Annotated in this window: 19 protein-coding genes; 10 read left to right on the plus strand and 9 right to left on the minus strand. The window is 62.8% G+C overall.

Annotated features, from left to right (window positions below):
• The first annotated feature begins 202 nt into the window (after positions 1–202).
• From ASF66_RS03755 to ASF66_RS03785, 7 genes are all read left to right on the plus strand, one after another.
• Positions 203–961 (plus strand): enoyl-CoA hydratase/isomerase family protein, encoded by a 759-nt coding sequence (locus ASF66_RS03755; protein WP_056842782.1) that lies wholly within the window; start codon positions 203–205, stop codon positions 959–961.
• A 791-nt stretch (positions 962–1,752) separates the two neighbouring features.
• On the plus strand, positions 1,753–2,817 hold the full coding sequence (locus ASF66_RS03760) for an ABC transporter substrate-binding protein (protein WP_056842783.1): 1,065 nt from the start codon (positions 1,753–1,755) through the stop codon (positions 2,815–2,817).
• Positions 2,818–2,829: 12 nt separating this feature from the next.
• A complete protein-coding gene (locus tag ASF66_RS03765; protein ID WP_056842784.1) occupies positions 2,830–3,894 on the plus strand; it encodes an ABC transporter ATP-binding protein in 1,065 nt (354 codons plus the stop codon).
• A complete protein-coding gene (locus tag ASF66_RS03770) occupies positions 3,891–5,594 on the plus strand; it encodes an ABC transporter permease subunit (protein WP_056842785.1) in 1,704 nt (567 codons plus the stop codon). The genes ASF66_RS03765 and ASF66_RS03770 overlap by 4 nt, the downstream gene beginning before the upstream one ends.
• 3 nt (positions 5,595–5,597) lie before the next feature.
• The gene (locus tag ASF66_RS03775; RefSeq protein ID WP_056842786.1) at positions 5,598–7,139 is read left to right on the plus strand and encodes an AMP-binding protein; all 1,542 of its coding nucleotides are present in this window, start codon (positions 5,598–5,600) and stop codon (positions 7,137–7,139) included.
• Positions 7,140–7,243: 104 nt separating this feature from the next.
• Positions 7,244–8,041, plus strand: a complete 798-nt coding sequence (locus ASF66_RS03780; protein WP_201782759.1) for an IclR family transcriptional regulator — start codon at positions 7,244–7,246, stop codon at positions 8,039–8,041.
• 120 nt (positions 8,042–8,161) lie between these two features.
• On the plus strand, positions 8,162–9,472 hold the full coding sequence (locus tag ASF66_RS03785; protein ID WP_056842787.1) for a substrate-binding domain-containing protein: 1,311 nt from the start codon (positions 8,162–8,164) through the stop codon (positions 9,470–9,472).
• Between the two features lie 606 nt (positions 9,473–10,078).
• Here the strand turns inward: ASF66_RS03785 and treS are convergent.
• Entirely contained in the window at positions 10,079–12,142 is a 2,064-nt protein-coding gene (treS, locus tag ASF66_RS03790; RefSeq protein WP_056842788.1) for a maltose alpha-D-glucosyltransferase, read from the minus strand.
• Between the two features lie 187 nt (positions 12,143–12,329).
• On the opposite strand from treS, the gene ASF66_RS22410 reads away from it, so the two are divergent.
• Entirely contained in the window at positions 12,330–12,488 is a 159-nt protein-coding gene (locus tag ASF66_RS22410) for a hypothetical protein (protein WP_156463121.1), read from the plus strand.
• 114 nt (positions 12,489–12,602) lie between these two features.
• Here the strand turns inward: ASF66_RS22410 and ASF66_RS03795 are convergent, their stop codons facing one another.
• The 5 genes from ASF66_RS03795 to ASF66_RS03815 all read right to left on the minus strand — a co-directional run bounded on the left by ASF66_RS03795 (position 12,603) and on the right by ASF66_RS03815 (position 20,325).
• On the minus strand, positions 12,603–13,622 hold the full coding sequence (locus ASF66_RS03795) for a branched-chain amino acid aminotransferase (protein ID WP_056842789.1): 1,020 nt from the start codon (positions 13,620–13,622) through the stop codon (positions 12,603–12,605).
• A 92-nt stretch (positions 13,623–13,714) separates the two neighbouring features.
• Positions 13,715–16,795, minus strand: coding sequence for an error-prone DNA polymerase (locus ASF66_RS03800; RefSeq protein WP_056842790.1), 3,081 nt, complete (start codon positions 16,793–16,795; stop codon positions 13,715–13,717).
• Positions 16,792–18,207 (minus strand): Y-family DNA polymerase, encoded by a 1,416-nt coding sequence (locus ASF66_RS03805; RefSeq protein ID WP_056842791.1) that lies wholly within the window; start codon positions 18,205–18,207, stop codon positions 16,792–16,794. Before ASF66_RS03805 ends, ASF66_RS03800 begins: the two co-directional genes overlap by 4 nt.
• A 7-nt stretch (positions 18,208–18,214) precedes the next feature.
• Positions 18,215–18,832 (minus strand): translesion DNA synthesis-associated protein ImuA, encoded by a 618-nt coding sequence (gene imuA / locus ASF66_RS03810; RefSeq protein WP_056842792.1) that lies wholly within the window; start codon positions 18,830–18,832, stop codon positions 18,215–18,217.
• Positions 18,833–18,981: 149 nt separating this feature from the next.
• Positions 18,982–20,325 (minus strand): putative bifunctional diguanylate cyclase/phosphodiesterase, encoded by a 1,344-nt coding sequence (locus tag ASF66_RS03815; RefSeq protein ID WP_056842793.1) that lies wholly within the window; start codon positions 20,323–20,325, stop codon positions 18,982–18,984.
• Positions 20,326–20,555: 230 nt separating this feature from the next.
• Here ASF66_RS03815 and ASF66_RS03820 point away from each other — a divergent pair, with 230 nt between their 5' ends.
• The gene (locus ASF66_RS03820; RefSeq protein ID WP_056842794.1) at positions 20,556–21,218 is read left to right on the plus strand and encodes an HAD family hydrolase; all 663 of its coding nucleotides are present in this window, start codon (positions 20,556–20,558) and stop codon (positions 21,216–21,218) included.
• 184 nt (positions 21,219–21,402) lie between these two features.
• Here the strand turns inward: ASF66_RS03820 and eutC are convergent, their stop codons facing one another.
• Genes eutC through eat form a run of 3 tightly spaced genes read right to left on the minus strand, consistent with a single transcriptional unit; the run spans position 21,403 to position 25,015 of the window.
• On the minus strand, positions 21,403–22,209 hold the full coding sequence (eutC, locus tag ASF66_RS03825; protein WP_056842795.1) for an ethanolamine ammonia-lyase subunit EutC: 807 nt from the start codon (positions 22,207–22,209) through the stop codon (positions 21,403–21,405).
• 45 nt (positions 22,210–22,254) lie between these two features.
• A complete protein-coding gene (locus ASF66_RS03830) occupies positions 22,255–23,646 on the minus strand; it encodes an ethanolamine ammonia-lyase subunit EutB (protein ID WP_056842796.1) in 1,392 nt (463 codons plus the stop codon).
• 10 nt (positions 23,647–23,656) lie between these two features.
• Entirely contained in the window at positions 23,657–25,015 is a 1,359-nt protein-coding gene (gene eat, locus ASF66_RS03835; protein ID WP_056843417.1) for an ethanolamine permease, read from the minus strand.
• Positions 25,016–25,418: 403 nt separating this feature from the next.
• Between eat and ASF66_RS03840 the strand changes: the two genes are divergently transcribed.
• Positions 25,419–25,889 carry an LEA type 2 family protein gene (locus ASF66_RS03840; protein WP_049859488.1) on the plus strand — a complete coding sequence of 157 codons (471 nt, stop codon included), beginning with the start codon at positions 25,419–25,421 and terminating at the stop codon, positions 25,887–25,889.
• The last annotated feature ends 9 nt before the right edge of the window (positions 25,890–25,898 follow it).

Consider the following 25,898-nt stretch of genomic DNA (forward strand, 5'->3'; position numbering starts at 1 on the left):
CGCGAAAATCTCACCGCATAACACCTGACACACCGCACCGCCCTTTTCGCGGCCACTGACCGCTGCCACCGTGTGCGCGTCGATCTGAGTGCGGTGGCCTCCTCTGTCGTGCGCGCTTTGCCAATAATCCACACAAACCTGTTGCGCATCCAGCGGGATAATTCTATCGTTATTCCACATCAACTATCGCATTGAGATAAATATGTCAGACATCGCGCTAGAAATCAAAGGCCCAGTCGCTGTCATCACCCTCAATCGTCCGGCAGTACTCAATGCCTGGACCACGCCGATGCGTAACGAAATCATCGAAGCCCTGAACGGATACAACACCGACCCCGCCATCAAGGCCGTGATCATGACCGGCGCTGGCGACCGGGCGTTTTCCGCAGGTCAGGACCTTTCCGAAGCCCATGATTTCGACGGCGATCGCGCAGTGGAATGGGTGGGTGAATGGGAGCGCTACTACGCCACGCTGCGCGGACTCTCCAAGCCTTTGATCATCGCGCTCAACGGCACGGCCGCAGGTTCGGCGTTCCAGGTCGCGCTGCTGGGCGACATCCGCATCGGCCACCCCGGCGTGCGCATGGGCCAGCCAGAGATCAACTCGGGCATTCCCAGCACTACAGGTCCCTGGATCATGAACAGCATGCTGGGCATGTCGCGCACCATCGAGCTGACACTGACCGGCCGCTTGATGAATGCCGATGAATGCAAGCAGATCGGCTTGATTCACCATCTGGTGCCGGCCGATCAGGTGATGAGCAAGGCGCTTGAAATCGCCGAAGAACTGGCCGCCAAGCCACCTATCGCCATGCGCCTGGACAAGCAGCGATTCCGCGAAATGAGTGAGCCGGGCTTCAAGGACTGCATCGAAGCAGGCCGACGCCTGCAGAAGGAAGCGTACGACTCGGGCGAGCCGGCACGCATGATGGAAGCCTTCTTCAAGGCGCGGGCCAAGTAAAACCTGGCCTACCTTCTGAAAGCAGATTAACAGTGGGAGCGCGCCAATTGTGGGAGCGGGCTCTACCCGCGAAGGCGGCGATGCGGAGGCACTGATACACCGTGGAGTCCCGTTCGCGGGCAGAGACCCGCACTCACAGGGTTCACCCCCACACTGTGGGAGCGGGCTCTGCCCGCAAAGGCGGCGATGCGGAGGCACTGATACACCGTGGAGTCCCGTTCGCGGGCAGAGACCCGCTCCCACAGGGTTCGCTCTCACACTGTGGGAGCGGGCTCTGCCCGCGAAGGCGGCGATGCGGAGGCACTGATACACCGTGGAGGCCCGTTCGCGGGCAGAGACCCGCTCCCAAAGGGCTCGCTCCCACACTGTGGGAGCGGGCGCTGCCGGCGAAGGCGGCGATGAGGAGGCACTGATACACCGCGGAGGCCCGTTCGCGGGCAGAGACCCGCTCCCACAGGGTTCGCTCCCACACTGTGGGAGCGGGCGCTGCCGGCGAAGGCGGCGATGAGGAGGCACTGATACACCGTGGAGGCCCGTTCGCGGGCAAAGACCCGCTCTCACAGGGTTCGCCCCCACATTGTGGGAGCGGGCTCTGCCCGCGAAGGCRGCGATGCGGAGGCACTGATACACCGTGGAGKCCCGTTCGCGGGCARAGACCCGCTCCCACAGGGTCCTCTCCCACAGATCGCACTACGCACGGCGGCCATGTACCTACCCCGGCTTTATGCAACACCTTTACTGCCGACGTCCTGACTACCCAACGATCCATTCGTTTTTTGTAGGAGACTGTCATGCACACACCTTCCAACCCCGGACGCCGTCAGTTGCTCAAGGCCGGTGCCACCGTCGCTCTGGTCTGCGGTCTGCCCAGCGTAGTCCGCGCCGCCGACAAGCAGATCATCGTTTCCGATCCCGGTGGCCCCTACACCGAGGCCTACCGCAAGGCCTTCTACGACCCTTTCGAAAAAGCCACCGGCATCAAGGTCATCAGCGTCGCCCGCGAATCACAACCCGTGGCGCAGTTTTCGGCCATGGTGAAAACCCGCAACTATGTTTGGGACGTCACCACCCTGACCATCTCCGCCGACATCCCCTACCTCGAGGCCCAAGGTTTTCTCGAACCCATCGGTCTGTCGGCCAGTGAATACCCCGACCTGTTGCCCGAAGCGATCACTCCCAACTTCCTGGGCGTCGATGTGTACTCCACCGTGCTGGCCTACCGCACGGACACCTTCAAGAATGGCAAGGGCCCGCAGAGCTGGGCTGACTTCTGGAACGTCGAGCAGTTTCCCGGCCGTCGATGCCTGCGCCGCAGCCCCTTGGACACGTTGGAACAGGCACTGCTAGCCGACGGCGTCGGCCTCGACGAGCTGTACCCGATGGACGTTGACCGCGCTTTCAAGAGCCTGGACAAGATCAAACCGCACATCGACCTGTGGTGGACCTCCGGTGCGCAGGCGATGCAGGCCATCCAGAGCGGCGAAGTCGACATGATCTCGGCCTGGAACGGCCGCGCCCAGGCGGCCATCGATAATGGCGCTCCGGTGCAGATCGTCTGGAATCAGGGGCTGTACTCCATCGAAGGCTGGGCGATTCCCAAGGGCACGCCACACGCCGACATGGCCAAGCAGTTCGTACGCTTCTGCGCCGATGCCAAGCGCCAGTCCGATTTCACCGACACGCTGGCCTACGGCCCCACCAACCGCAAGTCGTTCGAGTTCATCGCCCCCGAGCGCGCAGCGTTGTTGCCCACTGCGCCGCAGAACCTGGAACACATGCGCCTGCCCAGCCCGGCCTGGTGGGCGGAGCACCGCACCGCCGTGACCGAGCGGTTCAACGCCTGGATCTTGTCGTAAGGGAGTCGATGCATGAGCGTGAAACTTGAAACCCGTGGCTTGGGCAAGACCTATGGTCAGTTCGTCGCCCTGCAGCCCACCGATGTGCAGGTGCGCGAGGGCGAGTTCCTGACCCTGCTCGGGCCTTCGGGCTCGGGCAAGACCACCTTGCTGCAGATGATTTCCGGATTGGTCCCGCCCGACAGCGGTCAGTTGCTGATCGATGGCCAGGACGCCACCCACATCGCCCCCGGCAAGCGTGGCATCGGCCTGGTGTTCCAGAGCTACGCGCTGTTCCCGCACATGAGCGTGCGCGACAACGTGGCCTACGGCTTGCGCATGCGCAAGTACCCCAAGGCCGAGGTCAGCCAGGCAGTCGACGATGCCCTGTCCATGGTGCGCATGGAGGACTTCGCGCATCGCTATCCGAACGAACTGTCCGGTGGCCAGCAGCAGCGCATCGCCCTGGCGCGCTGCTTCGCCTATCGACCCTCGATCATTCTGCTCGATGAACCGCTCGGCGCGCTGGACAAGAACCTGCGTGAGCACATGCAGCTGGAAATCCGCCGCATGCACAAGGAGCTGGGAGCCACGTTCATTTATGTCACCCACGATCAGGAAGAGGCGCTGACTCTGTCCGACCGCATCTGCCTGATGAACAGGGCGCGGATCGAGCAGTTGGCAACGCCAGAAGAACTGTACGATCGCCCGGCCACACGCTTTGCAGCCGAATTCATCGGCCATTCGAACCTGTTGCAGGGCCAGCGCGACGGTGCTGGCCACCTGCAGGTCGAAGGGCGACGGCTGGACTTGACCGGATGCGCCGGACACCAGGCACCCAGCGCAGGGACCGAGGCGTTTCTGCTGATTCGACCCGAAGCCGCGCGCCTCACCGACTCCGCCGCTGGCCTGCTGCAAGGGACCGTGGATGAATGCGTGTTCCTGGGCAGTGACACCCGCGCCTTAGTCCGACTGCCCTCGGGCAACCGCTTCAGCGTGCGCTGTTCGCGCGACCTCAGCCCCCGCATCGGCGACCCGGTGGGCATCGTCTGGGACCCGACCCGGGCTACCCTGCTGCCTGCGCAGGCCGTGTCATGAGCTGGCGCAAGGGCCTGATTCCAGCCATCCCCGCCCTGCTGTTCCTAGCGCTGTTCTTTCTGTTGCCGGTTGCGGAAATGCTCATGGGCAGTTTTCAGAACGCCAGTGGCGAGCTGAGCCTGGGCAACTTCGAACGAATCGCATCGACCCCAGTGTATGCACGCGTTTTGGGTATCACCTTCTGGATCTCGGCGCTGACGGCATTGTTGTCGGTACTGCTGGCCTACCCGGTGGCGTACCTGCTGACCCGCCTCTCGCCCATGGGCCGCGAGCGCTGGTTGCTGTGGATCATGCTGCCGTTCTGGACCAGCTACCTGGTCAAGACCTACGCGTGGATGTTGCTGCTGTCGCGCAAAGGGTTGCTGACCACTCTGGCCGCCGATGTGCTGGACAATCCATCCGGATTGGTACCAGCACTTTCCGGGGTGCTGATCGGCATGGTTCATTCGATGCTGCCGCTGGCGGTGATCACCCTGCTGCCGATCATGCGCAGCATCGACCAACGCCTAGCGCCCGCCGCGCAGACCCTCGGCGCCAGCGGATCGATGAGTTTCTTCAGCATTTTCCTGCCGCTGTCGGCGCCGGGCATTGCCGCCGCTGGGCTGTTGGTGTTCATCACCAGCCTGGGCTTCTTCATCGTGCCTGCGCTGCTGGGTTCGCCACGGGAAATGATGGTGGCGCAACTGGTGATTTCCTCGGTGCTCGACCTGTTCGACATGAACTTTGCCGGCGCCCTCTCGGTGGTGCTCCTGGCCTGCTCGCTGGTGGTGTTCGTCATCTACGATCGCATCGCCGGGCTGTCGTCGCTGGGCGGCGAGGCGCCCAGGGAGCGCCAGTCCGGACGCGGCCTGCAGATGCTGATCTGGCTCGGGCATCTGTTTTCGGGCAAGGGCAGCGCCCCCCGGCGCAGTGGGGACGGTGTGCTGCTCACGGGCTACAGCGTGTTGTTGGTCATGCTGTTGATCCTGCCAGTGCTGGTTGTCATCCCGCTGGCCTTCACCAGCAGCCCGTTCATTGCCTTTCCACCCAAGCTGTTCAGCTTGAAGTGGTTCGAAGAATTCTTCACTTCCGCGGTATGGCAGGCCGCGCTGTTGCGTTCGCTGGGCGTCGGTGTGGCCACGGCTTTGTTGGCCCTGGTGCTGGGCTTCGGCGCGACCCTGGCACTGACACGGGTCAGCGCAGGTTGGCGCAAAGGCCTGTTCGCCCTGTTCATCGCACCGCTGATCGTACCGCGCATCGTCATCGCCCTCGGCCTGCTCTACCTGTTCTCCCGGCTGGGGCTGGCCGGCAAGGACATCGGCCTGGTATTGGGCCATACCGTACTGGCACTGCCCTATGTGGTGGTGACCCTGTCCGCGGCCTTCAAGCAATACGACTGGCGTCTGGATGATGCCGCGCGAATCCTGGGTGCCGGCGCATTCACTCGCCTGCGCACGGTCACCCTGCCGCTGATGTCGGCGAGCCTTGTCTCGGCCTTCCTGCTGGCCTTCATCACCTCGTTCGACGACCTGACCATCGCCATCTTCGTCAGTGGCGGCATCAATACCACCTTGCCCAAGCAGATGTGGGACAGCATCCAACTGGCGCTGACGCCGACCCTGGCTGCGGTTTCCACCACCTTGCTGGTGTTCATCGTGCTGTTTGCCGTGGTCGCCCAATGGGTCTCACGGCGCTCCAATTCCAAACGTCAAGGGCTCTGAACGATGCATCCATACACTCAATTCTTCCCGCATCGCATCAGTCAGGATCAACTGACCACCGCACCGCTTATCCATGCTGGCCTGATGATCGATGACGACGCTGTACGCGTCACTTTCGAAGGTCGTTCCCTGACTACACGGGAATTGCGCCAGCGGGTCGCCGCGCTGCAACAGGTACTGGCCGATCGTGGTCTGCATGCCGGGCACCGGGTTGCGGTCATGCTGGGCAACAGCGACGACCAGATCGTGTTGATCTATGCGTTGATCCTCAGCGGCCTGGTGTGGATCCCCATCAACACCAAGCTGCGCGGGCCGGGGCTGGACTACCCGTTCGAACATGCGCGTCCGGACCTTGTGGTTGGCGACGTCGAGTTTGCCGAGCGCCTGGCGGGCAGTGCCGCAGCCCACCTTCACTGTGTCCACATCAACACGCTGCACGAGCAGGCGCTGGCCTGCCCGGCCGCAACACTGCGCCTGGAAGACAGCGCGGCCGATGCCACGCTCTGCGTGATCTACACCTCCGGCACCACCGGGGCGCCTAAGGGCGTGGTGTTTACCCACCGCATGTTGCGCATCGCCAGTGAGGCGGTATTGCAGGTCGCCGACGTCAAGGCCGGCGATCGTCTGCTGTTATGGGAACCGCTGTGCCATATCGGCGGTGCGCAGATGCTGCTGATGCCCTTTCTGGCCGAGGTCAGCCTGAACGTGGTGCAGCGGTTTTCCGCAAGCAAGTTCTGGGCGCAGTGCGTGCAAGTTCAGGCCACGCAATTGCACTACCTTGGCGGGATCATCGATATCCTCATGCAGCAACCCGAACAGCAGTGGCCTGCCCACCACGCTCTGCGCACCTTGTGGGGCGCGGGTGTCAGCCTGGCCAACTGGGCGGCGATCGAGCAGCGTTTCGGCTGCAAGCTGCGCGAATGCTATGGCATGACCGAATGTTCCAGCTTCGCTACCTTGAACCGCACCGGCAAGCCCGGCTCGATCGGCCGCGCCTTGCCATGGCTGAGCCTGGAACTGCTGGACCCCTACGGCAAGCCCGTCGAAGTCGGGCAATTGGGGGAAATCGTACTCGCCAGCGAAGTCGACGGCGTCTTTCTGCCCGGCTATCTGGACAACCCGGAAGCGACGGCCAGCGCCTTGCGCGACGGCCGCCTGTTCACCGGAGACATGGCTCGCATGGATGCCGACGGCGACCTGTTCTTCGTCGGCCGTCGCACCGACAGCATGCGCGTGCGTGGCGAGAACGTGTCTGCCTGGGAGGTAGAGCGGGTGTTCAGTGGGCATCCAGCGGTGCAGGCCTGCGCCGCGATCGGGGTCGAGTCGACGGTCGGCGAGCAGGAAATCCTGCTGTACGTGCAACTGCAGACCGATACCCCCCCGGACTGGCCAGCCATGCTCGAATGGGCCGCTCGCCGGTGCGCCTCCTATCAATTGCCACGCTACTACCGGCAAGTGGAGGGGTTCGAGTTGACCCCCAGCGAACGCATCAAGAAACACCTGCTGCCCAAGGACGCCAGCCTGGCCTGGGACAGCCGCAGTTGAATGCAGGACCAGGCCCGACCTGCGCAGTAACGTTCTAGTGAATAGCGATAGAAAGTGCCGGGCATCTGCCGGATAATCGGTTTTTTCACCACTGTGTTGCGTTCATGGCCCGTACCCCGAAGACCCCACCTGCCGACCCCACGGCTTCCTCGCTCTACGTGCAGTCCGTCGACAAGGCCATGAAAGTGCTCATGGCCTTCGACGGCAGCCAGCGCCAGTTGTCGTTGTCCGATATCGCCGCACTGACCGGCATGGACCTCAGCGCTGCCCAGCGCTTCACCCACACCCTGGCGACCTTGGGTTACCTGAACAAGGACAGCAGCAAGAAGTACGAGCTGTCGCCGCGGCTGCTGGATTTCACCTATCACTACCTGACGTCCAGCGAACTGGTGACCCGCGCCGCACCCTATCTGCAACAATTGAGCGCGGACACCGAAGAGGCGACCAACCTGACGGTGCTCGACGGCACCGACATCGTCTACGTGCAACGCATCGTCAGCCGGCACGTGTTCAACGCCAGCGTCATCATCGGCACCCGTCTGCCGGCCTGGTGCACCGCGCCCGGTCAGGCGTTGCTGGCGACCTACAGTGACGATGAAGTGAACGATATCTTCGACCGCAGCCAGTTCGTCCAGCACACACCCGCCACCATCACCGATCGCGGGCAGATCTGGGCCAGCATCGAGCAGATCCGCCAGCGTCGCTATGCGCACACCGAAGACCAGTTCTTCTACGGCGATGTTTCCACCGCGGCGGCCATCGTCGATGGCAACGGCCGCGGGATCGGCGCGGTGAACCTGGCGGTCTCTCGCTCGCGCTGGGTCCCGGAGCGCGATACCAAGCGCTATGCCGATCTGGTGATCAGCGCGGCATCGTCGATTTCGGTCAAGCGCAAGGTGTGAGTCAGATGCTTCTGTAGGAGCGGTCATCGGCCGCGAACCACGCGCACAGCAATAGCAGCCGTCATCGCTCTGCAACATGACTGACTTAATCTGCGAGGCTTCCCGACCCGGTAGTCCGCCATGCGCCGTCTGTTTTTCATGCTGTGCATCCTGAGCCTGTGCAGCGGCGCCCTCGCCGGCCCGGATACGCTGCGCATCCAGGGCTCCAATACCCTCGGTGCGGCGCTGCTCCCGGCCTTGGTGCGCGGCCTGCTCGAAGACCGCGGCCTGCAGGATATCCAGACGTTCACCCTTGCTTCGGGCGAGCAACTCATCACCGCGCGCGAGCCGAATGGCTCACCGCTGCGCTTTGCCATCGCCGCCCACGGTTCCAGCACCGGCTTCGACGGCCTGCTGGGCGGCCAGGCAGATCTGGCCGCTTCATCCAGACCGATCAGTGACCTGGAACGTGCCCGACTGGCGCCTCTCGGTGATCTGACCAGTTTCGCCGCCGAACACGTGATCGCCATCGATGGCGTGGTGGTCATCGTTCATCCGGACAATCCCCTTCGACAACTGACAACGCAGCAGCTTGCCCAGGTGTTCAGTGGTGAGATCGACGACTGGCGCGTGCTCGGTGGCCGTGGACCGATCCATGTACTGGCACGGGACGACCGCTCGGGCACGTGGGAAACTTTCCGCGACCAAGTGTTGAGCCCTTATGGCAGCCGACTGAGCAGCCACGCGCTGAGGCTGGAATCCAGCGAGCAGCTGTCGGATCGGGTCAGTGCCGATCGCCAAGCCATCGGTTTCATCGGCCTGGCCTCGGTGCGCAAGGCCCGAGCGCTGGCGATCGTCGACGGCGCCAGCCAGCCCATGGCGCCTACGGTCAGCTTGATCGCAACCCAGGACTATCCGCTGAGTCGACGGCTCTACCTGTACAGCGTGCCCACACGCCCTTCGCCCTGGGCCAACGCGCTGATCGCCTTCGCCCAGAGCGAAGCGGGCCAAGCCATCGTCGCCAGCCAGGGCTTCGTGGCGCAAACGGTAAAGGCCATGAGCGTCCCGACTTCGCCCGACATGCCCCTGCTCTACCGGCAACTGGCCCGTGACGGCCTGCGCCTGTCAGTCAGCTTTCGCTTCGCCGAGGGCAGCGCCACGCTGGATAACAAAGCATTGGCCGATGTGGTTCGGGTGCAGGACTACCTTGGCCGTCATGGTTTGCTGCAGAAAAAAACCACGCTGGTGGGTTTTGGCGATGCGAAGGACGATCCCGCCCGCGCCGTGTTGCTGTCTCGGCTCAGAGCCATGGCGGTGCGCCGGGAGCTGGTCAAGGCCGGCGTGGTGTTGCGCGACATCCAGGGCCTGGGTGCGCAACTGCCGGTGGCGACCAATGAGGTCGATGAGGGGCGAATCAAGAATCGTCGGGTGGAAGTGTGGATCTACCCATAGCCGTCAGGGTGTCACCTGTGCGCGATCCAGACACAAAGTGTTACCGGTCCTGCCGATGGGGAACGCGAAGCGGGTAACATGGGAACAAATCTGCGTCACTCTGTCGCACCACGCTTGCGCAGAAATCCTAAGCCTCTGATTATAAAGGAATTTAAAAAGTTGGCACGCACCCTGCTATAACTTACGTACAACAATAACAACAACGCGACAAACCAATAACAACAAGACGAAACGACTCTGACATAACAAGAACAAACGCGACAGAGACGTAGCTAACAGATTTTTTTGAAGAAGATGGGCTTTTCAGGGGCTTGCCCCGCAGCCAGGTAGAGAACAATAAAACTACGTTCAGTAGCTACCCACTGGTTGGATCGATGATGAAAGCAGATCAGCGCTCAAAAAAATACGTTTGCTCTTGATCCCGCATGGGAATCGCACAACACGCGGTACGGGTCACGACCGACAACTACAACAACAGGTCGCCCCTCAATAATAAAAACAGAGCATGCAGAAAAAACCTTGAGGGGAGCCTAGGCTCCCCTCAGTGCTTTCCGAGATTTGCTTTCCGGACGCCGATGCGGTGTACGCATCGGCGCCTGCAAACCATCAGATTGGCGAGGCACTCACCACACGCAGGGCCAGGCCCTCATACGGGTCCAGAGTGATGGTGAATTCACCGTCTTCGGTCAGATCGCCCTCGACCCGCTCGTTGATGATGTCCACCACCGGACCTGCCGCGATGCCTGGCAGATGCAAGGTCTCAATGATCGGCTCGTTGCTGAAGTTCAGCGCAGTGATCTGCGTGCCCTTGCCCGCTGGCAGTTCATGCACCATCAGCAACAGCCCGGGATGCTGCACGTCCGGGATCAGAATCTGCTTGCTGGCTGCAATGTCGTAGGCACGTCGCACCGCCAGAATCTTCTTCAACTGCGAGGCAAAGCTGTCTGGACGCTGCAACTGGTCGACCAGATTGCCGTACAAGGTCTTCGGACGCGGCATGTTTCCGGCGGAGAACTCTGCGGTTGGATCAAGGCCTACCAGGTCGTACGCGCCACGATGGATCCAGCGCGTGTCACCGTCTTCCATCAGATGCGCCACTTCTTCGGCCGGCAGAGTCAGTGCGCCGACCAGGTCCCAGCCCGACAGGGCGAACACGCCAGGCTGCATGGCGTTGTACATCACCAGCAGCAAGTGAATGTGCTGGATCTGCTTGATGTCCTGCTCGGTGATCGCTTCCAGGTCACGAATGCCCAGCGCCGCCGTGATGATGCTGGCAGTGGTGCAGGAAACCCCGTTGGTCACGAACTTGAGGTTGTAAGGCGCGTGCTCACCGGCCAGGCGCTCGTACATCTCTTCGCGAATGTGCTCGCGCAGGATGTTGCCGGGGAAGGTCTGGCCTTGGTACAGGTAGGTATCATGAGCGTGCAGGGTCCAGAAATGCACCAGCTCCAGGGTCAACTCGTCGTGATTCTGCAAGGCGTGAATCAGCGAAGCCGGGTCGATGCCGAACGCGTGCACTTGCCGCAGCATCAGCCGCAGGAACTCGGTGTTGCCCAGCAGCAGCGCGTGTTGATAGGCCGGACGAGTGATGAAATCGTAGGACAGGTCTGCGCCGCCGTGGGACATGGAGGCGATATCGTCGATGGTCAGGTTCAGCTCCTGAAAGCTGAAACCCCCGGCCTTGCGAATGGCACCGCCGAGCAATTGGTTGCCATTGACCGACAGCGGATGACTTTCGGACCAGGCCGGGCCTTCGGCACGCCGCTCGACGCCCAGGAAACCGTTGGCGTCCAGGCGCAGGATGCGCGCGCCCATCACGTCGATGGAATGCAGGGCATCGCCAATGATCATCTGCTGCGCGGCGAAAGTCGGGTCCAGCCAGTTGAGTGAGGGCTGACCTTCCTTGAAGTAGTGCAGGTACACCCAACGCCGCGGCTTGCCGTCCACGCCGACCACCACTGGGGTGGCGCTCCAGTCGGTTTCCTTGACACCCGGCTCGAAGAAGATCACCCGCTGCAACTGGCCAACGATGTAGTGCTTGTCCTTGAGGATGTCGCAGACTTCCGGGGTCAGGTTGACCGCATCGCGACCGGCCGGCACTTCAGGCAACAGCCCCCAGTCCTCCTCCTTGATCTCGACCATGTGATAGAGACCCGGATAGTCCGCATGGGCCATTTCGGCCAGACGAAAATCCGCGCCTTTACCCGTGTGCGACGGGATCGCATCGTCGATGACCACGGCATTGTGCGCGGCGGCCATGCGGCTGAGCTGGATCATGTCGGCTTCGGTGCCCAGTTCAGGGTCGATGTCGAAGCTCATGCGGTCGAAATTGCCGTCCACGCTGGGCGTGCGTTCACGTCCGCGCAGGCCACCGGACAGCTTCAACGGGCCGTTGTGAATGCCCTGAATACCGATCTCGGACAGCGCATGCCACAAGGTTTCGTCACCCAGGGCCTGCAACACCGAGCCCTCTTCGCGCGTCACGATGGAAGCTGGGTAGGCAGTGAACCACACCGAAGCAATGGCAGAGGCGTCCCGAGGTCTGGCCTGGGCGTAGGGTCGCTGCCACAGCCGTGCCTGTCCGGCGTACAGCTTGGCGCGCTGTTTGGCCGTGTGCAGCATGGACTGGTCGACCAGCCATTGGATGTAGTCCTTGTCCGGCGTCGTCATCGTTACTTGCCCTCGAAAAGTGTCCTACATTGAGAGTACGACGGAAGGTTATCGTTGCATCCGTCGCGGATTTCCCTGAAGGCGCCCGCTGACCTGATCCGACATTCGGTATAAAGCATTGTGCCATCAGGCCGATATAGGATTGGCAGGGGATTCTCCCTGCGCGGGCGATCAACAGGAGAGACCCATGATTACCTTTCTGCTGGGCTGGTGCGCACTGTCCGTTCTCGCGGCTATCGTCTTTGTCGGACTGATACGGGCAGACAAGCGACGCGAAGTACAGGCCATGGAAAAAGCGCGTACAGAGTACGAGCGCGTTCCGTTCCAAACACGTCTGTTGGGATGAATCCAGGATTGTGACCGCATCGATGCGGGTGGATAGAGAAGCCGTTGCCGCTCGAGCGAGCGGCGGCGGGATCAAGGGCAAGCCGGCCACCCACTGCCGGCTTGCCCTGAAGGTTCAGACCTTGACGATCCAACCCTCGGGTGCTTCCACGTCGCCGGCCTGAATGCCGGTCAATTCCTTGTACAGGCGCTGGGTGAACGGCCCCACTTCTTCCTGGCTGTAGAACACGTGCAGCTTGTCCTTGTATTCGATACCCCCGATCGGGGTGATCACCGCCGCGGTGCCGCAAGCACCGGCTTCCTTGAACTGGTCGAGCTGATCGATCAGGACATCACCTTCGATGACTTTCAGGCCCAGGCGCGATTGCGCCAGTTCGATCAGCGACAGACGGGTGATGCCGGGCAGTACCGACGGCGATTTCGGGGTCACGAACTCGTCGTTCTGGGTGATCGCGAAGAAGTTTGCCGAGCCCACCTCCTCGATCTTGGTATGGGTCTGTGGATCCAGGTAGATGCAGTCGGCGAAGTTGGCTTTCTTTGCGTTGGAGCCCGGCATCAGGCTGGCAGCGTAGTTGCCACCGACCTTGGCGGCACCAGTGCCATTGGGCGCAGCGCGGTCGTAGCCGGAGATGACGAAATTATGCGGCTTCATGCCACCCTTGAAGTAAGGGCCGACCGGAATACAGAAGATCGAGAAGATGAACTCGGGTGCGGTGCGCACGCCGATGTTGTCACCCACGCCGATCACGAAAGGACGCAGGTACAGGGCGCCGCCGGAACCATAGGGCGGAATGAAGCGCTCGTTGGCCGCGACCACTTTGCGGCAGGCTTCGATGAACACCTCGGTGGGGACTTGCGGCATCAACAGGCGACCACAGCTGCGCTGCATGCGCAGAGCGTTCTGGTCGGGGCGGAACAGGTTGATCGAACCATCCTTGCAACGGTAGGCCTTGAGGCCCTCGAAGCACTGCTGCCCATAGTGAAGTGCGGTGGAGCCTTCGCTGATGTGCAACACATTGTCTTCGGTCAGGTTACCCTGATCCCATTCACCGTCGCGCCAGTGCGACAGGTAGCGCAGATCGGTCTTGATGTAGTCGAAACCCAGTTTGTCCCAGTTGATGCTTTCGTGACCCATGACACCCTCTACCCTTTGGCGATCGCCTGAACAGCACAGGCTTTTACGAATGGACACAACAATACTGCATTTGCCTGCCCCGCGCAGCCTGGCTAGCGGAAATCTCGGCTGCGGATATCCAGCCCGTGGAGCATGGCACTGACATCGGCCATGTGGCCGGCAATGACATGGCGCACGCCGTCCTTGTGCTCGAAGCGACCCTTGACCTGCATCATCTGCGACCCCACCAGCACGCGCCGCTGACGCTCGGCCAGGTCACGCCAGACCACCACGTTGATCATGCCGAACTCGTCTTCCAGGGTAACGAAGGTCACCCCGGTAGCGGTCGACGGTCGCTGGCGGCCCGTGACCAACCCCGCCACGGTGACCGGACGACCGTGGGCCAGGCTCTGCAGATCCTGGGAGCTGCGGCAACGCAACCCCTGCAGGCGCTCGCGGAGCATGGCCAGCGGGTGTGGGCCCAGGGTGGTGCCGAGGCTGGCGTAGTCGGCATACAGATCTTCGCCGACACTGGGCACTGGCAAGGCCACGCTGGCCTCGCGAGCAGTCGGTACATCGGCAAACAGGGGCAACTGCTGCTCGACACTGGCCACGTCCCAGCGCGCCTGGTGGCGGTGACCCACCAGGCCAAGCAAGGCGTTGGCGTCGGCCAGCTGTTCCAGGGCGCGGTTGTCCAGCCCACAGCGACGGGCCAGATCGGTCACGTCCAGAAACGGCCCGGCCAGGCGAGCCTGCTGCACCGCACGCCCGGCCTCTTCGCGCAGACCCTTGACCATGCGCAACCCCAGGCGCACAGCGGGTTGTCCGGCGGCGCGGGGTTGCAGGCTGCAGTCCCAGTCGCTGTGGCAGACGTCCACGGCCAGGATCTGCAGATGATGGCGACGTGCATCCTGCAGGATCTGGTCGGGACTGTAGAAGCCCATTGGCCAGCTGTTGATCAAGGCGCAGGCAAAGGCCGCAGGTTCATGGCATTTGAGCCAGCAACTGGCATAGGTCAACAGGGCGAAGCTGGCCGCATGGGATTCGGGAAAGCCGTAGCTGCCAAAGCCCTTGATCTGCTCGAAGATGCGTTCGGCGAACTCACGGGTGTAACCGTTTTTCAGCATGCCTTCGGTGAGCCGGATCTGGTGGGGTTCCAACCCGCCATGGCGTTTCCAGGCGGCCATGGAGCGCCGCAGTTGGTCGGCCTCGCCGGGGGTGTAGCCCGCCGCGACGATGGCCAGTTCCATTACCTGTTCCTGGAACAGGGGCACGCCCAATGTCCGCTCGAAAACCTTTTTGAGGGCTTCAGAGGGGTAACTGACCTTCTCCTGACCATTGCGCCGACGCAGGTACGGGTGAACCATGTCGCCGACGATGGGCCCCGGTCGGACGATGGCCACCTCGATGACCAGATCGTAGAACGTGCGCGGTTGCAGGCGCGGGAGCATCGCCATCTGGGCGCGTGATTCGATCTGGAAGACGCCGATGGTGTCGGCCCGGCTGATCATGGCGTAGGTCTGCGGGCACTCCTTGGGCAAGGTCGAAAGGGTCAGATCGCGGCCCCGGTAGCCGCGCACCAGATCGAAACAGCGGCGAATCGCGCTGAGCATGCCCAGCGCCAGGATGTCGACCTTCAACAGGCCCACGGCATCCAGGTCATCCTTGTCCCACTGGATCACCGTACGCTCGGCCATGGCGGCGTTCTCGACCGGCACCAGGGTGTGCAAAGGGTGCTCGGAAATCACGAAGCCGCCGGGATGCTGGGACAGGTGACGAGGGAAACCGATCAGTTGTTCGGTCAGTGCCATGACCCGCTTGAGCACCGGGCTGTCGATGTCGAATCCGGCCTCGACCAACCGCTCGACCGGGGGCAGGTGGTCGCTCCAGCGGCCGAAGCAATCGGCCAGTGCGGTGATCTGGTCCGGTGGCAGGCCCAGCGCCCGGGCAACGTCGCGTACCGCGCCGGGGCCACGGTAACTGCTGGCGACGGCGGTCAGCGCGGCGCGGTCGCGACCGTAGCGACGAAAAACGTACTGCAGGACTTCCTCGCGCCGCTCGTGCTCGAAATCGACGTCGATGTCCGGCGGCTCGTTGCGTTCCTCGGAGATGAAGCGCTCGAAGAGCATGTGCGTGTCGCGCGGGTCCAGCTCGGTGATGCCCAGGGCGAAACAGACCACCGAGTTGGCCGCCGAGCCGCGCCCCTGGCAAAGGATGTGCCGCTCGCGAGCAAACCGCACGATGTCATGCACAGTCAGGAAGTAGCTTTCATAGCCCAGTTCGATGATCAGTTGCAGTTCCTTGTCGAGCAGGGCCTGAACCTCGGCGGTCACCCCCGATGGCCAACGCCAGCGCGCACCCTCGGCGCTCAGATGGCGCAGCCAGGAGCCTGCGTCATGGCCCTGGGGCACCAATTCATGGGGATACTGATACCGCAACTGGCCCAGATCGAAATGGCAGCGCCGGGCTATGTGCAGGGTTTCCTCGAGGAGCGCTGCCGGATAGAGATCGATCAGTTGCGGCAACCCGCGCAGATGCCGCTCGCCGTTGGCGAACAACACATGCCCGGCCTCGGCCACGGGTACGTGATGGCGGATCGCGGTCATCGTGTCCTGCAAGGCGCGCCGCCCACGGGCGTGCATGTGCACGTCGCCGCAGGCCACCGCTGGCAGGCCCAGCGTCGCTGCCAGATGGAGCAAGCCGCGCAGGCGTCGCTGATCATCCGCGCCGCAGTGCAATTGCACGGCCAGCCACAGGCGGCCGGCAAAACGTCCCTTGAGCCAATGACCGTGAGCCAGTTCATGAGGCTCATCGGCTATCCACAACGCCAGCAGTCCTTCGCGTTCGACCTCGTCGAGGTCCTCGCGCAGCAGACGATACCGGCCTTTGTCGGCACGTCGGCGGGCCAGGGTAATCAAGCGACACAGGGCTTGATAACCGCCCAGATCCTGCGCCAGCAACACCAGCTTGGGCCCGTTTTCGATGCGCATCTCACTGCCCACGATCAGCGTCATCCCGTGAGCCTGGGCTGCTTGCCAGGCACGCACGATACCGGCCAGGGTGCACTCGTCAGTGATCGCCAACGCTTCATAACCCAAGGCCGCCGCCTTGGCGAACAGCTCCTGGGCACTGGAAGCGCCGCGCTGGAAGCTGAAGTTGGAGAGGCAGTGCAACTCGGCGTAGCCCTGGCTCATGCGAACCAGCCTTGCAACAGCAGCGCCGTGTCATCGCCCACCGAGCGGTAGGCCCAACCGCGCCGGCCTGTCGAGGTTTCGACCAGATAGTAATCACGGCGCACATCGCCACCGTCCCACCAACCCGATTCGATGCGCTCAGGCCCGGCCAGCACGCGCAAGCCATGGGCAGGCAAGGGTTCGGCCTGTTCCAGCAACCATCCGGGTCGCTGTGCACTGAGGTCCAGTGAGGCCGGCAGCCAAGGACCATCGTTGCGCCAGGCCCGCTCGGGACGATGGTCGGCATGAGCGCGCAGATCCTGCAGGGCATCGTCGCCCAGGCGTGCGCGCAAGCGTTCGCGCAACTGCTCCCAGGGCTGCGTCTGTTGCGGCCGCTGATCGAACAGCTCCTTGCAGGCGGGCACGAAGCGCGGCAGGTCGAGCGCGCTCAACCGTACGACCTGCACGGGCCGTGGCACCTGCAGATGCTCGAAGCGACCGCGGGCCAGCTCGAACAGGAGGGCCGCGTCCCGCTCGGCGGCGAGCAGGCCCACCTCGACCCGGGTGTCTTCGCCGTCCGCATGCTTGAGGTGCAGGGTAAAGCGCTGCACCCCCACGTCCCGCCCCGCCAGGTACACCGCCAGGTCGTTGATCAGCCGTCGCAGGGGAAACAGCAGGGCCTGGTTCGACTCCACATCGAAATTGAGCTCGATGCGTTGGTCGAATACGTCCGCAGGAATGAAGAATTCCAGCGCCAGGGGGCGATGCCCCAGGAGTGTGTCGAGATGGCTGAGCACCTGGGCTGGGAATCGCCTGGCCAGTTGTGCCCTGGGCAAGGACAAGACCTCACCCAGGTGACGCATGCCCATGCGCTTGAGCGCCGTGGCGTCGTCGGCAGCCAGCCCCACCCGTTCCACCGGCAGGCGCTGAAGGGCATCGACCAAGGCATCCGGGTCTTCGACGCCGAAACCGTCATAAGCATTGGCCAGCATCCGTGCCGCGGCCGGATTGGGCGCCAGGGTGATGCGATGGCGGAAACCCAGGGCGTTCAGTTCATCGCGCAAGCGCGCTTGGAATTGCGGCCATGGCCCGAACAGGCCCATGGTCGATTGCACTTCCAGTAGCAACACACGTGGATAGTGCACGCTGACCTGGGAGCTGAACCGATAGGCCCACGCCGCCAGAAAACCTTGCCAGTGCTCGATCTGTGCCGGGTCGTAGGGCGCGGTGGCAAAATCGCGGCTGAGCATGTAGGCGGCGGTCAGCGACTGCCCCGGTTTGAGACCCAGGGCCCGCGCCGCCGGGTTCACCGCCTGCAGCACTCGCCGCTGCACCGGGCCGGTGACCAGGACTAGCGGCTGCTGCGGATCGTCGCGCTGGCGCAGCACGGCATCGAGGGCCAGTTGCGGCAGCAGAATGCAGGCCCACAGCATGGCAATCTCAAGCGTAACTGACGAAGGTGACGGGCATCGCAGGGGGTATCCCGCCGCGACATTTGAGAATCTGCACTTGCCCGGCAGCCCCCTGCAGCGACAGCCGCAGGGCAGCAGGCGACGGGTTGTGCGCCGCCTGCTGCCCGCGCAAGGCAAAGGCCAGGGTTTCGCCGGTTTCGGCGGCTACCTGCAGGCGTCGCAAGGCCTTGTCGTCGGGGTTCTGCGGCCAGCAGAGCACGGCTGCGCAACTGCCGGAACGCAAACACTGCTCGGCAGCCCACAAGGCATCCCGACCTTGGGCTTGCAGCACGCTCAGGTGTTGCAGGCGCACACCGGCCGCCATCCAGGCATGTGGGTAGGGAATGAACGGGGGCGCTATCAACACGATTCGTTCACCGGCCTGGCTCAAACGCGCCAAGGTCGGCCAGAGCAACTGCAATTCGCCACAGCCGTTGGCGGCCAGCAGGATTTCACTGAGCGCTGCCGGTGGCCAACCCCCGCTGGGCAGCACGGCGTCGAGGCCGGCATGCCCGGTCGGCTGCACGCCGCTGGGGCTGGACTCCTGGCGACCGCGCCAGATGCGGCGTTGGTCGATCAGCCCTTCCAGGCTGACCACGGCGCCCATCACTGCCCTGCCCTCATGGTCAGGCAGCGTGGGGAAAAAACTTCGGTGAGTGGGAGTGATCTGTTCATGGGTGCATTTTTACTACTGTATGCATGAACAGTAAAGCGTCTATTTTCACTTCATGCCATCGAGGGTGCGAACGGTCTCGATCACTCCGGCGTGGGCACCAGCAATTTGCGCAATGGAAATCGCGAAGCGCCGCTCCAGCCCAGGAATTCCTGTTCGACCATGGGCCGGGCGAAATAGAAGCCCTGGGCTTCATCGCAGCCCAAGGCACGGATCACCTGCATGCACTTGAAGGTTTCGACCCCCTCGGCAACCGTTCGGTAGCCCAGTTTGCGGGCCAGTTCCAGCACTGCCTGGACGATCAGTTGATGCCGAGGGCTGTGTTCCAGGCCGGTGATCATCGACTTGTCCAGCTTCACCACGTTGGCCGGGATTTCGTGCAAGTAGGAAAAATTGCTGTAGCCGGTACCGAAATCATCGATCGCCACATCCACCCCCAGGTCACGGATGGCCGACAGCTGGCTGAGTACCTGTGGATTGGTACGCAACCACTCACCTTCAGTGATCTCGACCTCCAGACGTTCCGGGTCGATGCCGTGGGTACGACAGGCATTGCTGATGACCTGGGTGATGTCGTGGCCGTCGAAATCCAGCGCCGACAGGTTCACCGAAAGCCGGGTCAGAAGGGTAACCGGCCACTGGGCGAGCTTGGCCAATGCTGCGTCGATCACCCAGCGCGTCACGCTGTGAATCAGGGCGTTCCTTTCCAGCACGGGAATGAATTCGTCGGGCAAGACCAGGCCCAGCCTTGGATGCTCCCACCGCAGCAGAGCTTCGGCGCTGACCTGCTCACCCTCGTGCAGCGCGAAGCGTGGCTGGAACACCAGGCGCAACTGACCTTCACGCATCGCCTGGGTAACGTCGGAAGCCAATTTGAAAGACCGGCGATAAGCGTTGTCCCGCACCGGGTCGTACCAAGCCCACGGCTGACCTGCGAGCAGGGCCAGTTCAGCGGCGTACATGGCCTTGCGCAGGGCATCGCGGACTGCTTCGAAGTTGATCAAGAAGGGCGCGACGCCCGCGCGGACGCTGGGGCGAACCGGCATGCCTTCGATCTGGGTGGTGCAACGCAAGGCGTGCACGAGAATGTCGAGGTAGCCACTAACGTCACTTTGCTGCGCGTCCAGCACAAAGGCAAAGCGCTTGCGACCGATGTGATACACCCTCCCCTGACCTGCCCGCAGGCGCACAAGACGGCGTGCAATGCAGCACAGCAGGTTCTCGAATGGGACCATGCCCAAGGCCAAGGTCATGTCGTGGGCCCAGGCGGTGTCCATGGCATCGATCAGCACCAGGTAGCGCGACTCATCCGGGTGCTGGAGCAACAGGTGCCCCAGGTCAGTGAGGAACTGCCGGCGATCAGGCAACAAGGTAAGCCGATCGCTCGAGACGAACGCCTGAGCAGCGGCATGGACACTATCCGACATCACACTTTCCCGCGAATGACAGGCTCGAGCTTCCTGCGAGAGACTGGCCAGTTGTTCAGAGGGTATTTACTGAGGGAGTAGCCATCAAAAAGCGGCTCTTTAGGTGGTGGCAAAATAACATCGCACTAAATAATTGCCAAGCCCCATTCGCCCAGTAACACGCGGTTAGCATCGGAATGCCGGACGACGCTGCTACACTGCGGTAAACCCTGGGATGGAATGGACGATTCATGCTTGAAGCCCTGCTGTTCGACCTCGATGGCACTCTGACCGAAACCGACGCCCTGCACCTGCTTGCCGTCCAGCAATTGCTGGCCGAGGAAGGCCGCGACTTCACCCATGAAGAGTTCCAGTTGCACGCCAGTGGCCGGGCCAACGCCGACATGTGCCAGTACCTGTTCCCGGATCGCTCGGTGGCCGAGCATGAAGCCTTTGCCGATCGCAAGGAAGCACGCTTTCGCGACCTCGCCCCGCAACTGACGCCCATCGCCGGGCTGCTGCGCCTGCTCGACCACGCCGAGCGCGAAGGCCTGGGCATGGTCGTGGTGACCAACGCTCCGCGCGCCAATGCCGAGCACATGCTCGACGCCCTGGGCCTGGCCGAGCGCCTGCCGCAGGTGGTGGTCGCCGAAGAGCTGGAGCGCGCCAAACCCGATCCACTGCCCTACCTGACCGGTTTGCAACGTTTGGGTGCCCGGGCCGAGGCTGGCATCGCTTTCGAGGACTCGGTGCCAGGGGTGACGGCCGCAGTGGCCGCCGGTCTGTTCACCGTCGCGTTGTCGACCAGCCAATCGCCGCAGACTTTGAGATCCGCCGGCGCCAACTTGGTGATCGAATCCTACGAGGATGAAAACCTCTGGATTCATATCGACAAAATGCGCCAGGGCCAATAACCAGCTGCGCCCCCCCCCGTAGCAGCGGCGCAAGCCGCGTCGGCGGTCTATGCGGTATTTCTGATACAACCCGGTCTTGTCCATCTACCGCGCCGAACCATTCGCGGGTAGAACCCGCTCCCACAGGCATCACGAGTGCGTTCTGCGGTATTTCTGATACAACCCACTCCCACAGGGGGTGCTGCTACGCGGGATCGTGGAGCAGGAAATTGCCGGGGCGCTGGGGGGTGTCGTTGTCGATTTCAGGTACCAGCGCTTCATCCTTCAGATGTACACCCGACAGCTGGCGCTTGTGTGCTTCGCGCATCAGGTAGTGCAACTTGTGCGCGGCCGTGGCGTAGCTCAGGCCTTCGAGACGCACATTGGAAATGCAATTGCGCGCAGCATCGTTCAACCCCACCCGCGGTGCATAGGTGAAATACAGCCCCAGGCTGTCGGGCGAGCTCAGGCCCGGGCGCTCACCAATCAGCAACACCACCATGCGCGCGCGCAACGCCTGAGCCACTTCATCGGCCACCGCCACCCGGCCTTGCTGCACCAGGCAGATCGGCGCCAGGCTCCAGCCCTCGTCAGCGGCAATCCGCTCGATGCGCTCGAGCATGGGTAGCGCATGCCGATGCACCGCCAACGCGGAGAGACCATCGGCGATCACCATTGCCAGGTCGAAACCGGTCGCATGCTCGTCGGCATAAGTACGCAAGGTGTGCAGCGACGCCTCGTCCAGGCGCCGCCCCAGGTCCGGCCGCTGCAGATAGACATGTCGATCACCCGCCGCGCTGTGCAGGCTCAGGCTCTCGGGACGGGCCTGTACCAGCGCGGCCTGGTCGAACGGCAGGTGAACCGCATCGCGGGCTTGTGCGTGGGCGTACTGAAAGTCCAATTGGGCACTGCTGGGCAGGCTGGTGCCAGCTCGCCCCAGGGCGATGCGCGCCGGTGTCAGTGCACGCAACGCATGCCAGGGATCACCTTGTGTCAGCGTCTTATCGTTCATGAGCTACTTTTCACCTCATCACTATGGCCAGAGAAAACGGGCGCTTCAACCCAGCCGCCCCAGTGCTTTGCCGAACAACGGCGGCACGCCGCTGCCCAGACGCAGCTGGCCATCCTTCTGTTGCAGAATGTCCATGCGTGCCAGCCATTCCTCGAATTCGGGTGCTGGGCGCAGGCCCAGGGTCTTGCGCGCGTACAAGGCGTCGTGAAAGGACGTGGTCTGGTAGTTGAGCATGACGTCATCGGAGCCCGGAATGCCCATGATGAAATTGATCCCCGCAACACCCAGCAGGGTCAGCAACATGTCCATGTCATCCTGATCGGCCTCGGCATGATTGGTGTAGCAGATGTCGCAGCCCATCGGCACACCCATCAGCTTGCCGCAGAAATGATCCTCGAGACCGGCGCGGATGATCTGTTTGCCGTTGTACAGATATTCCGGCCCGATGAACCCCACTACCGTATTGACCAGAAAAGGGTCGAACCGGCGCGCCACGGCATAGGCCCGCGCTTCACAGGTCTGCTGGTCGACGCCATGGTGGGCATTGGCCGACAACGCGCTGCCCTGGCCTGTCTCGAAGTACATCAGGTTGTTGCCGACTGTCCCGCGACGCAAGCTGAGACCCGCTTCGTAGCCTTCCTGCAATACCGCCAGGCTGACGCCGAAACTGCTGTTCGCCGCCTGCGTACCGGCTATGGACTGGAACACCAGGTCCAGAGGCACGCCACGTTCGATCGCCGCGATCGAGGACGTGACATGGGTCAGCACGCACGACTGGGTCGGGATTCCGTAGTGCTCGATAACGCCATCGAGCATCTTCAACAGCTCGCTGATGGCGCTCAAGCTGTCGCTGGCCGGATTGATGCCGATCATGGCATCGCCGTTGCCGTACAGCAGGCCATCCAGCACGCTGGCGGCAATGCCGGCCGGATCGTCGGTGGGGTGGTTGGGCTGCAACCGTGTAGACATGCGCCCGCGCAGCCCGACCGTGTTGCGAAAGCGCGTGACCACGCGGATCTTCTGCGCCACCAGGACCAGGTCCTGCACGCGCATGATCTTCGAGACGGCTGCGGCCATCTCCGGCGTGATGCCTGGCGCCAAGGCGCGCAGGCTGGTTTCGCTGGCTGCGTCGCCAAGCAGCCAATCGCGGAAGCCGCCCACGGTCAAATGGCTGACCGCAGCGAAAGCCTGGGCATCATGGGTGTCGACGATCAGCCGAGTGACTTCGTCCTCTTCATAGGGGATCAACGCCTCGTCCAGAAAGCGCTTGAGCGGCACCTCGGCCAGCGCCATCTGCGCGGCCGCCCGCTCGGCATCACTGCTGGCGGCGATCTCGGCCAGGTAATCGCCGGAGCGTGCCGGACTGGCCTTGGCCATCAACTGCCGGAGGCTGTCGAAACGCCAGGTTTGCCCGCCGATGCTGTGCACGAAACTCATGCTGCCCTCCTCACTCGCTGGCCAGTACGGGTTGGCGGTCGCCACGGCTGCGCACGAAGACGCAGAACAGCGAGCCGAGGGCCATCAGGCCGATGAAGATCCCGCAGATCATGGCATTGAACCACACCATCGCCACCAGACACACCAGCGCCAGCAGCAAGGCAATGGCCGGCACCAGCGGATAGCCGGGGGCGCGGAAGGACCGCTCCAGTTGGGGCTCGCTGCGACGCAGTTTGAACAGGCTGAGCATGCTCATGATGTACATGACGATGGCGCCGAACACGGCCATGGTGATCATCGCTGCGGTCAGCGTCAGGCCTTGGAGATTGACCAGGCCATCGCTGAAGATCGCTGCGATGCCCACCACGCCACCGGCGAGGATGGCGCGATGCGGCGTCTGGAAACGCGACAGCTTGGCCAGGCTTGCGGGCAAAAAGCCGGCCCGTGCCAGCGCGAAGAACTGCCGCGAATAGCCCAGGATGATGCCGTGGAAACTGGCGACCAGCCCGAACAGGCCGATCCACACCAGCATGTGCATCCAGTTGGAGTTCTCGCCTACTACCCCTTTCATGGCCTGCGGCAGCGGGTCGTTGATGTTGGCCAAGGCGCGCCAGTCACCCACGCCACCGGCGAAGATCATCACGCTGATGGCCAAGGTCACCAGGGTCAGGATACCGGCGATGTAGGCCCGTGGAATGGTGCGCTTGGGATCCTTGGCTTCCTCGGCGGCCATGGCCGCGCCTTCGATGGCCAAGAAGAACCAGATGGCGAAGGGAATCGCCGCGAACATGCCGCTCAAGGCACCCAGGCTGAACGTGTCCGATCCGGCCCACCCGCCCAGGGCGAAATTGCTGAAACTGAATGCTGGCGCCACCACCCCCATGAACACCAACAGTTCCAACACGGCGAGGATGGTCACCACCAGTTCGAACGTGGCGGCAATGCTCACGCCCACGATGTTCAGGCTCATGAACACACAATAGGCCCCCACTGCCGCCCACTTGGGGTCGAGCCCTGGAAACTGCACATTGAGGTAGGCGCCGATGGCCATGGCGATGGCAGGCGGGGCAAACACGAATTCGATCAGCGTGGCCAGCCCGGCGATCATTCCACCGGTAGGGCCGAACGCACGCAGGCTATAGGCAAAGGGTCCGCCCGCGTTGGGGATGGCGGTGGTCAGTTCGGTAAAGCTGAAAATGAAGCAGGTGTACATCACGGCGACCATCAGCGTCGTGCAGAGGAAACCCAAGGTGCCAGCACTGCCCCAGCCATAGCTCCAGCCAAAATACTCACCGGAGATCACCAGGCCAACGGCGATGCCCCACAGGTGCAGTGTGCCCAGCGTGGGTTTGAGTTGCGAAACGGTCATGGGTGTGCCCTCGAAGGTGGAGATGAGCAAAGAAGCGTTCCTGAAAGTAACCATAGGCGCCCACTGGCGATCTGGCGCCGTGAATATGAAAGCTGCCTTGCCATCGACTTCGCCGATGGCGCGCCAGGTTGAAGCACGCCTTTTCGTACGATGCCCCAATCACGGGCACTCGATGGCAGCACTTTTTCACGGTGTATGGCTGACTACACAGGAACGCCGTTTCCTTGAACCCTGTGCTTGAACGATTCTCGGAAACAGGTCTTTGAAACATCTGCACACATCAAGCCAGCTCATGGCAGAGCGTGTTCAACTCTGCCCCGCATTGCGCGTGAGCGGCGAACCGATAGCCACGATGATGGTCGCAGACAGGGAGCGACGTGCTCGGCCGGTGGGTTGCAGAACCATGTTTCGCTTATTGCGCAGTTGTCTGACCGTAGCGTTCCTGGCCAGCGTGGTGGGCTGTTCGCTGTTGCCCCAGCGTGATCCGGTGTCGATCAGCGTGGTGGGTATCGAGCCTTTGCCGGCGCAGGAACTGGAACTGCGCTTCGCCATCAAGCTGCGACTGCAGAACCCCAACGAAACGCCGATCGAGTACGACGGCGTGGCAGTGAATCTGGACGTCAACGGCCGTCCGCTGGCCAGCGGCGTCAGCAGTCAGCACGGCCGTATAGAGCGGTATTCGGAGGACGTGCTGGTAGTGCCGGTCAGCGTCTCTGCACTGACCGCATTGCGCCAGGCGGTGGGCCTGAACCCGGCGCAGAGCTTGAACGGCTTGCCCTACCGCCTGCACGGCAAGCTTGCCGGGGGGCTGTTCGGGACGGTGCGCTTCAGCGACAGCGGTACCTTGAGTCTGCCGTCCGCAACAGGCTACTGAGTGCGTATG

It is taken from the genome of Pseudomonas sp. Leaf129 (assembly GCF_001423465.1).
Lineage (GTDB): Bacteria > Pseudomonadota > Gammaproteobacteria > Pseudomonadales > Pseudomonadaceae > Aquipseudomonas > Aquipseudomonas coleopterorum.

Coding starts and splice junctions, on each gene's coding strand:
- ASF66_RS03755 (WP_056842782.1), top strand. CDS start 203: ATGTCAGACATCGCGCTAGAAATCAAAGGCCCAGTCGCTGTCATCACC.
- ASF66_RS03760 (WP_056842783.1), top strand. CDS start 1,753: ATGCACACACCTTCCAACCCCGGACGCCGTCAGTTGCTCAAGGCCGGT.
- ASF66_RS03765 (WP_056842784.1), top strand. CDS start 2,830: ATGAGCGTGAAACTTGAAACCCGTGGCTTGGGCAAGACCTATGGTCAG.
- ASF66_RS03770 (WP_056842785.1), top strand. CDS start 3,891: ATGAGCTGGCGCAAGGGCCTGATTCCAGCCATCCCCGCCCTGCTGTTC.
- ASF66_RS03775 (WP_056842786.1), top strand. CDS start 5,598: ATGCATCCATACACTCAATTCTTCCCGCATCGCATCAGTCAGGATCAA.
- ASF66_RS03780 (WP_201782759.1), top strand. CDS start 7,244: ATGGCCCGTACCCCGAAGACCCCACCTGCCGACCCCACGGCTTCCTCG.
- ASF66_RS03785 (WP_056842787.1), top strand. CDS start 8,162: ATGCGCCGTCTGTTTTTCATGCTGTGCATCCTGAGCCTGTGCAGCGGC.
- treS (WP_056842788.1), bottom strand. CDS start 12,142: ATGACGACGCCGGACAAGGACTACATCCAATGGCTGGTCGACCAGTCC.
- ASF66_RS22410 (WP_156463121.1), top strand. CDS start 12,330: ATGATTACCTTTCTGCTGGGCTGGTGCGCACTGTCCGTTCTCGCGGCT.
- ASF66_RS03795 (WP_056842789.1), bottom strand. CDS start 13,622: ATGGGTCACGAAAGCATCAACTGGGACAAACTGGGTTTCGACTACATC.
- ASF66_RS03800 (WP_056842790.1), bottom strand. CDS start 16,795: ATGAGCCAGGGCTACGCCGAGTTGCACTGCCTCTCCAACTTCAGCTTC.
- ASF66_RS03805 (WP_056842791.1), bottom strand. CDS start 18,207: ATGCTGTGGGCCTGCATTCTGCTGCCGCAACTGGCCCTCGATGCCGTG.
- imuA (WP_056842792.1), bottom strand. CDS start 18,832: ATGGGCGCCGTGGTCAGCCTGGAAGGGCTGATCGACCAACGCCGCATC.
- ASF66_RS03815 (WP_056842793.1), bottom strand. CDS start 20,325: ATGTCGGATAGTGTCCATGCCGCTGCTCAGGCGTTCGTCTCGAGCGAT.
- ASF66_RS03820 (WP_056842794.1), top strand. CDS start 20,556: ATGCTTGAAGCCCTGCTGTTCGACCTCGATGGCACTCTGACCGAAACC.
- eutC (WP_056842795.1), bottom strand. CDS start 22,209: ATGAACGATAAGACGCTGACACAAGGTGATCCCTGGCATGCGTTGCGT.
- ASF66_RS03830 (WP_056842796.1), bottom strand. CDS start 23,646: ATGAGTTTCGTGCACAGCATCGGCGGGCAAACCTGGCGTTTCGACAGC.
- eat (WP_056843417.1), bottom strand. CDS start 25,015: ATGACCGTTTCGCAACTCAAACCCACGCTGGGCACACTGCACCTGTGG.
- ASF66_RS03840 (WP_049859488.1), top strand. CDS start 25,419: ATGTTTCGCTTATTGCGCAGTTGTCTGACCGTAGCGTTCCTGGCCAGC.